7 protein-coding genes are annotated in these 7,628 nt (G+C 75.4%); 5 read left to right on the forward strand and 2 right to left on the reverse strand.

Annotated elements, in window-relative coordinates; genetic code table 11:
• Positions 1-154: 154 nt before the first annotated feature.
• Together ACWGL3_RS29545 and ACWGL3_RS29550 are read left to right on the forward strand one after the other, a co-directional pair.
• Complete coding sequence (locus tag ACWGL3_RS29545) at positions 155-1,183, forward strand: N-acetylglucosamine kinase (protein ID WP_267950403.1); 1,029 nt, start codon at positions 155-157, stop codon at positions 1,181-1,183.
• A gap of 212 nt (positions 1,184-1,395) precedes the next feature.
• The gene (locus tag ACWGL3_RS29550) at positions 1,396-2,250 is read left to right on the forward strand and encodes a siderophore-interacting protein (protein WP_267944583.1); all 855 of its coding nucleotides are present in this window, start codon (positions 1,396-1,398) and stop codon (positions 2,248-2,250) included.
• Positions 2,251-2,272: 22 nt separating this feature from the next.
• On the opposite strand, the gene ACWGL3_RS29555 is transcribed toward ACWGL3_RS29550, so the two are convergent.
• On the reverse strand, positions 2,273-3,631 hold the full coding sequence (locus ACWGL3_RS29555; RefSeq protein WP_452462047.1) for a dihydrolipoyl dehydrogenase family protein: 1,359 nt from the start codon (positions 3,629-3,631) through the stop codon (positions 2,273-2,275).
• Positions 3,632-3,934: 303 nt separating this feature from the next.
• Here ACWGL3_RS29555 and ACWGL3_RS29560 point away from each other — a divergent pair, with 303 nt between their 5' ends.
• Positions 3,935-4,567: a trimeric intracellular cation channel family protein gene (locus ACWGL3_RS29560; protein ID WP_267944585.1), complete on the forward strand. Its 633-nt coding sequence runs from the start codon at positions 3,935-3,937 to the stop codon at positions 4,565-4,567.
• A 263-nt stretch (positions 4,568-4,830) separates the two neighbouring features.
• Here the strand turns inward: ACWGL3_RS29560 and ACWGL3_RS29565 are convergent, their stop codons facing one another.
• Positions 4,831-5,751, reverse strand: coding sequence for a LysR substrate-binding domain-containing protein (locus ACWGL3_RS29565; RefSeq protein WP_267944586.1), 921 nt, complete (start codon positions 5,749-5,751; stop codon positions 4,831-4,833).
• 99 nt (positions 5,752-5,850) lie between these two features.
• Between ACWGL3_RS29565 and ACWGL3_RS29570 the strand changes: the two genes are divergently transcribed.
• Together ACWGL3_RS29570 and ACWGL3_RS29575 are read left to right on the forward strand one after the other, a co-directional pair.
• The gene (locus tag ACWGL3_RS29570; protein WP_267944587.1) at positions 5,851-6,780 is read left to right on the forward strand and encodes a threonine/serine dehydratase; all 930 of its coding nucleotides are present in this window, start codon (positions 5,851-5,853) and stop codon (positions 6,778-6,780) included.
• A 147-nt stretch (positions 6,781-6,927) separates the two neighbouring features.
• Positions 6,928-7,596: a lysophospholipid acyltransferase family protein gene (locus tag ACWGL3_RS29575; protein ID WP_267944588.1), complete on the forward strand. Its 669-nt coding sequence runs from the start codon at positions 6,928-6,930 to the stop codon at positions 7,594-7,596.
• Positions 7,597-7,628: the final 32 nt, after the last annotated feature.

Raw genomic sequence — 7,628 nt, forward strand, 5'->3', positions numbered from 1 at the left:
ACCTCCGTCCCGCGGCCGTCGTCCACAGGCGCGGGACCGAGGAGTAACCCGCCGCCCCAGGGGGCACTCCTACCGTGTGAAACGTACGACCCCTCCCCTCAGGACCCCGTCCGACCACCCGCCCCGCGACGGTCGGCGCAGACTCGTGGTGGGGGTGGACGCGGGCGGCACCGCCACCCGCGCACTGGTCGCCACCCTGTCCGGCGAGCGCCTGGGCCGGGCCCGGTCCGGGGGGGCCAACCCCAACGCGCACGGCGCCGACGCGGCCGCCGACCGGCTCGCCGAGGCGGTCGCGGGGGCCCTGGACCAGGCCGGGCGGGGGGCGCGCGACGCGGTGGCCGCGGTGGTGGTGGGCCTGGCCGGAGTCTCCGCGCTCCGCGACCCGGGCGTGCGCGCGCGGATGGAGCGCGCCCTGCACGAGGCCGGGCCGGCCGTCGGCCGGGGTGTCTTCACCGGGGACGACGAGGTGGCCTTCGCCGCCGGGACCCCGTCCGCGCACGGCACGGTGCTGATCGCCGGGACCGGGGCGATCGCCACCCGGATCGACGACCGCCGGCGGACCCGGTCCGCGGACGGCATGGGGTGGCTGATCGGCGACGACGGCTCGGCGTTCTGGATCGGGCACCACGCGGCCAAGGAGACGGCGCGTCAGCTGTCCCGGGGCGGCGGCCTCAGCCCGCTGGCCCGGGCGGTGGCCAAACGCGTCATCCCCGGCCAGAGGCCGGTGGACGGGGAGTCCCACATACCCCAGGAGCACGCCAGGAACTTCGCCCGGACCCTGACCGCCGCGCCCCCGATCGCACTCGCCGCACTCGCGCCGCTGGTCAGCGAGGCGTACGCGCTGGGCGACCCTGCGGCCGAGGTGATCGTGGACGCCGCCGCCGGACACCTGGCGCACTCGGTGCACCAGGTGCGCAACCCCGGCGAGTGCCTGCCCGTGGTGCTGGCGGGCGGCGTGCTCGCGCATTCGGAACCGGTGCGGTCGGCGCTCACCCGCAAGCTGACGATGGGCACCGCCGGGTCGGAGGTCGTCGCGGCCGGGTGCACGGAGGGCGGAGCGGCCTGGTTGGCCGCCCTGCGGGCCGGTGCGGCGGACGGGGACCGCGAGCTGCACGGGGCGTTCACCCGGCCCGCCCCGGACGGGGGCGCCGACCGCGGCAGGGACCGCACCGACGCGGCGTAGGGGCCGGCCCTCGGGCCCGCGCGGGCGGTGCCGGGGGACGCGTGACGGGGCGTTCACGCGTCCCCGGGCCCCCGCGCGGGAACGTCCGTGAGACTCCGGCCCGGCCCCGGACCGGCCCTGTGGTTCGCGGCGGTTTGCCCTGTTGGCGCAGGGTGCCCTACCGTGTGAGGTGGTTAGGCTTACCTAACCCACGACGCGAGAACGGGGACACCATGGCAGAGCGGCGGGAACGTCCGAAGAGGACCGTCCACACGGGACGGGTGGAGTCGGTCGAGCAGCTGACGCCGCACATGGTCCGGGTCGTGTTCGGCGGTGACGGACTCTCCTCGTTCGCGACCGGGGGCCACACCGACAGCTACGTCAAGCTCCTGTTCCCGCCGCCCGCCCCGGGCGACCCGGAACCCCTCGACGTGGACCGGATCCGTGCCGAGCGCCCCCGCGAGGAGTGGCCGGTCACCCGCACCTACACCGTGCGCGCCTGGGACCCCGACTCCCGCCGGCTGACCATCGACTTCGTCCACCACGGCAGCTCCGGCCTGGCCGGTGCCTGGGCGGCGGGCGCCTCGCACGGCGACCGGCTGTGCATGCTGGGGCCGGGCGGCGGCTACTCCCCCGACCCCGGCGCCGACTGGCACCTGCTGGCCGGGGACGAGAGCGCCCTTCCCGCCATCGCCGCCTCCGTGGAGCGGCTTCCGGTCGGCCGCACCGCGCACGTGTTCGTCGAGGTCCAGGGGCCCGAGGAGGAGCACAAGCTCGACGCCCACGACGACGTCCACGTGCACTGGCTGCACCGCGGAGACCGGCCCGTCGGGTCCCTCCTGGTCCCGGCCGTGCGCGCGCTCGACCTCCCCGAGGGCGCCGTGCACGCGTTCGTGCACGGCGAGGCGGGGTTCGTCCGCGACCTGCGCCGCCTCCTGCGCGTCGAGTACGGGCTGGCCAAGGAGAGCCTGTCCATCTCCGGCTACTGGCGCCTGGGCCGCGACGAGGACGGCTGGCAGGCCTCCAAGGCCGAGTGGAACCGCAGCGTGGAGGCCGAGGAGGAGGCCACCCTGGCCTCCTCCGGCTGACGCCGCGGTCCCGGTCCGGCCGCTACGCCTCCAGCTTCTCCAGCGCGATCAGGTAGGCCTCGTTGAAGGTCGGGAACTGGGGGACGGAGTCGAGCAGGGTCGCCACCGGGATCCCTGCCCGGATCGCCAGCGCGGCGGTGTGGATCCACTCCGACGCCATCGGCCCGAACGCCCACGCGCCGACCAGGACCCCGCGCCCGCGGTCGGCGACCAGCCCGAGCGTGCCGCGCGGGTCGGTCCCGTAGGTCCAGGGCCGGGCCAGGGTCTCGGGCAGGTCGGCCTCGGCGGTGACCGCGTCGATCCCGCGCTCCACCGCCTGCCGGGCGGTGAGCCCCACCGCCGCGATCTCGGGCTCGGAGAAGATCACGCGGGGGACCGCCGTGTAGTCGGCGGTGCGCTCCCTGCCCAGGATGTTGTCGGCGACGACGCGCCCCTGGTACTTGGCCACGTGCGTGAACATCGACACCCCGGTCGCGTCGCCGATGCCCCACAGGCCCGGCTCCGCCCGGCAGCGCTCGTCCACCGGCAGGCCGCTCCGGTCCGTCCGCACGCCGGCCTCCTCCAGCCCGAGGCCGTCGGTCCGGGGCCGGCGACCGGTGGCGAGCACCACCACGTCGGCGCGGACGCGCTCGCCGTTGTCGAGGGTGGCGAGCACGCCGTCGCCGTCCCTGGACACCGAGGCGACCTGGGTCCCCAGGTGCACGGAGATGCCGTCGCGGGCGAACTGGTCGCCGATCAGCTCGCACAGCCGCGGTTCCTCGCGGTCCACCAGGCGGGGCCCGCGCTGGACGACCGTCACCGCGGCGCCCATCCGGGACAGGAACTGCCCCAGTTCGACGCCGACGGCGCTGCCGCCGACCACGAGGGCGCTGCGGGGGATCTCCGTGAGGGTGGTGGCCTCCCGGTTGGTCCACACCATGGACCGGTCCAGGGCGTCGAGGCCGTCGATCGGCGGGCGCACGGCCGAGGACCCGGTGGCGACGACCACGTGGTCGGCGGTGAGCTCGGTGTCCCCCACCGCCACGCGCCAGGGGTCGCGGCCGATCACGCGCCCCTCGCCCTTGAACACCAGCGCGCCCTGGTCCCGGTACCCCTGGACCTGTGCGGAGTCGTCGAGGTGGCGGATCATCTGATCGCGGTACTCGCGCAGCCGGGGCCAGTCGAGGTCCGGCCGGGAGACGCCCGCCGCGCCGGCGGCCTCCGCGCGAACCTCCGGGGGCCGCAGCAGCACCTTGGTGGGGATGCAGGCGTAGTAGCCGCACTCGCCGCCGACGAGTTCGCGCTCGATGACGGCGACCCGCCTGCCCGCCTCGAGCAGACGGCTCGCGACCGTCTCGCCGCCCGGTCCCATGCCGATGATGATCGCGTCCAGGTGTTCCATGTGCCTCGTTCCGCCCGCAGCCCGGTGGGTCAACCACGATGGTGGCCCCTGCCCGGGGTGGGGGGAAGGTCCGACACGCGGCTATTCCACGGGTTCGCGCCTCCGGAACCGCGCGGGAGGCGCGGAAGCGGCCCGCACGCGTACGGCGGACGGCCGCGGACGCGCACGGGGAGCGCGGTCCGGCGGAGCGCCCGCGTGCGGCGCGTCACCCCCGGAACGGGCCGTGCGCGGGCCGGGGCGTGATGGAATTGCAGGTCGTCACCCGGTCCGATCCGGAAGGAACCGCCTCCCCGGCGCATCCCCATGTCCACGCAGAACCTCCTCCTCGTCCTCGACCTCGTCGGCATCCTGGCGTTCGCCGTCGACGGGGCCCTGACGGCCATCCGCACCGCCCGGGTGGACATCGTCGGTGTGCTGTCCCTCGGCCTGGTCACCGCCATCGGCGGCGGCGTCATCCGCGACGTCCTGCTGGGGGTGACCCCGGCGACCTTCCAGGACTGGCGCTACATCACGACCGCGCTCGTCGGCGGCACGCTGGCCTTCTTCCTCAGCCGCCAGCTGACGCACCTGTCCAGGCCGATCCTGCTGTTCGACGCGGCCGGCCTGAGCCTGTTCGCGGTGATCGGCGCGACCAAGGCGCAGGAGATGGGGTTCGGTCCGCTCCAGGCGGTCCTGCTGGGCGCGATCACCGGGGTCGGCGGCGGCACCGTCCGCGACGTGCTGCTCAACCGCGTACCGACCGTGCTCAGCGCCAACTCGCACCTGTACGCCATCCCGGCGATGCTCGGCGCCGCGTTCGTCGTGCTCGCGAACGTGGCCGGGTTCGGCACGGGCCTGGTCGCGGTCGTCGGCGCCCTGGTCTGCTTCACCGTGCGGATCCTCGCGCTGCGGTACCGGTGGAACGCCCCCCTGCCGCCCGGGGCGCCGCCGCTGTGACCCCCGCCCCGGCACCGGGCTCCGGCCGCCCCGCACGTCCGCGGACGGGGCGCGGGCCCCGGCATCCGTGTGCGCGGAGGAGGACCCGGTCCCCGGGGAGCGGGGCGCGGGGCCGCACGGGTGACCCTGGACCTCTCCCGGCCGGCGGCACTCGTCGTGCGGGACCTCGCACGCACGCGTGCGCGCCGACGGGCCAGGCGCTCGGCCGGGCGGGGGCGAGCTCCGCACGCGCACCCGCATGCGCGCCGACGGCCGTCCCCGCCTCAGGGGAGTTCCGGTGTCGCCCCCAGGGCACGGTCCGCCACCTCGCGCAGCATCGTGACCATGGCGTGGACGGGCCCGGTCGGCCGCCGCCGGTGGACGGCGTAGATCTCCCTGGCCAGGCGGGCGTCGCGCAGGGGGCGGCTCACCCGGAGCCCCGGGCGCGCGGCGCCCAGGATGCTGCTCGGCACGAGCGCCACACCGACCCCGGCCTCGATGAGCGCGAGGGCGACCTCGTAGTCGCGGGTCTCGTAGGCCACGGTCAGGCGGACCCCGGCCGCGGCCGCCGCGGTGTCCAGGCTGACGCGGTTGTGGATCCCGGGCGCCCCGCAGATCCACTCCTCGTCGGCCAGGTCCGCCAGCCCCAGGTCGTGGTCGCCGAGGGGGTGCCCGGTGGGGGCGACCGCGAGCAGCGGGTCGACGAGGACGCGTTCGCGGTGCAGGCCGCCGGCCCGCGGCAGGGGCACGCCCGGGTAGCGGTGCGTGACGAGCAGGTCCAGCTCGCCGGAGGCGACCAGGCCGTACCCTCCGGGCGGCTCGATGTCGGACAGGGACAGCCGCACGTGCGGGTGCTCGCGGCCGAAGGCGGCGAGGGTGGCGGGCAGCAGGACCTTGCCTGCGCTGGCGAAGGCCCCCAGGGACAGGCGGTCGGGGACCACCCCCGCGAACGCGCGGACGGCGGTCTCGGCGTCGCGCAGCTCGCCCAGGACGCGTTCCCCGTGGGCGAGCAGCACCCGCCCCGCCTCGGTGAGGGTGGCCCCCGTGCGTCCGCGCTCGACCAGTGCGCATCCGACCTCGCGCTCCAGCTTGGTGAGCTGCTGGGAGAGGGCGGGCGGGGTGAACGACAGTCGCTCGGCCGCGGCGGCGATGGATCCCGCGTGCGCGATCTCCACGAGCACGCGGAGCCGGTTGGCGTCCAGCACGGCGACCCTCTCCCAAACAACATCCGGCACAAAGTTCTGCTTACTGATCTTTAGCAGACCCAACTTTAAGTTAATCGTCAGTAGCGGCAGAGTGGAGCCATGAGCCCCACGACCGCGCACGCCGCGCGCACGCCCACGGCCACCGACGTCCGCGCGGCGGCGGAGCGCATCGCGCCCTACGCCCGACGGACCCCCGTGCTGCACACCGAGGTGGACGGCCGTCCGCTGTCCCTGAAGCTGGAGCACCTCCAGCTCACGGGCGCGTTCAAGCTGCGCGGGGCCCTCAACGCGCTGCTCGGCGGGGAGCCGGCCGAGCGCGTCATCACCGCCTCCGGCGGCAACCACGGGCTGGGCGTGGCGACCGCCGCGCGGCTGCTGGGCGTGCACGCCACGGTGTACGTGCCCGAGACCGTCCCCGAGGCCAAGGCGGCGCCGCTGGCCGCCACCGGGGCCGAGATCGTCCGGCTGGGCGAGCACTACGCCGTGGCCGCCGAGGCCGCCAGGGCCCGCGCGGAGGCGGAGGGTGTGCGCTACCTCCACGCCTTCGACGACGCCCTGGTCGTCGCGGGCCAGGGCACGATCGGTCTGGAGATCGCCACGGACGCGCCCGAGTGCGACACGATCGCGGTCGCGGTCGGCGGGGGCGGGCTCGCCGCCGGCGTGCGTCTGGGAGCGGGCGGACGCCAGGTCGTGGGCGTGGAGCCCGAGGGCTGCCAGAGCCTGCACGCCGCACTGGCGGCGGGCCGGCCGGTGCAGACCCCGGTGGACTCGGTGGCCGCCTCCGCCCTGGGCGCGTCCGTCCTCGGCCGCGTGCCGTTCGAGGTACTGCGCGCCCACCCGGTGACCCCGGCGCTCGTGGACGACGCCGAGATCGTCGAGGCGCAGGACCGCCTGTGGCAGGAGTTCCGGATCGCCACCGAACCGGCGGCGGCGGTGCCCTTCGCCGCCTGGCTCGCCGGACGGGTCCCCGGGGAGCGCCCCTGCCTGGTCGTGTGCGGCGCCAACGCGGACTGGAGGCGCGTCGGCTGACGGGCCGGGGCAGCGGAGCCGCTCCGTCCCCGGGCTCCGCCGCGCGAAGCGGTGACCTGGGGCACCCGGGTGACCCGGTGCCGATGTTACCGACCGGTCGCCCTTACATTGGATCCGGCATCCGACCAATCTCGTGAGGGAGACCACGTGCTCTATGGTGCGTTCAGGCAGTCTGCGTCGGTACTCGCGCGCACCCTGTGCCGCCCGACCATCCTGGGCCGTGAGAACGTCCCCGCCACCGGCGCGGTCCTGCTCGCCAGCAACCACCTGTCGTTCGTGGACAGCATCATCATCCCGCTGTCGGTCACACAGCGCCCGGTGCGCTTCCTCGCCAAGTCGGACTACTTCGAGGGCTCCGGCGTCAAGGGCCGCCTGACCAAGGCCGTGTTCTCCTCGCTGGGCGCCATGCCGGTGAAGCGCTCCGACGCCCGCGGCGCCATGATGTCGCTGGAGCTGATGCTGGACCGCCTGCGCGAGGGCGAGGCGTGCGTGATCTACCCCGAGGGGTCCCGCTCGCGCGACGGGCGCCTCTACCGGGGCCGGACCGGTGTGGGGCACCTGGCGATGGAGTCCAAGGCCCCCGTCGTACCGGTGGCGCTGTCGGGCACCCAGGACGTGCAGCCGGTGGGGGCGTCCATGCCGCGTCCGCGCCCCTTCACCATCCGCTTCGGCGAACCCCTGGACTTCTCCTCCGGCTACGACCACCTCGCTCCGGGCAAGGCCCGCAGGGTGATCGCCGACCAGGTCATGGACGCCATCCAGGCGATGTCCGGCCAGGAGCGCGCCGAGAGGTACAACTCCTACAGCGGCGGCTAGCAGGTCCCGGCGCCTCCCTCTCCCTTCCCGTG

Source organism: Nocardiopsis sp. NPDC055824 (assembly GCF_053616335.1).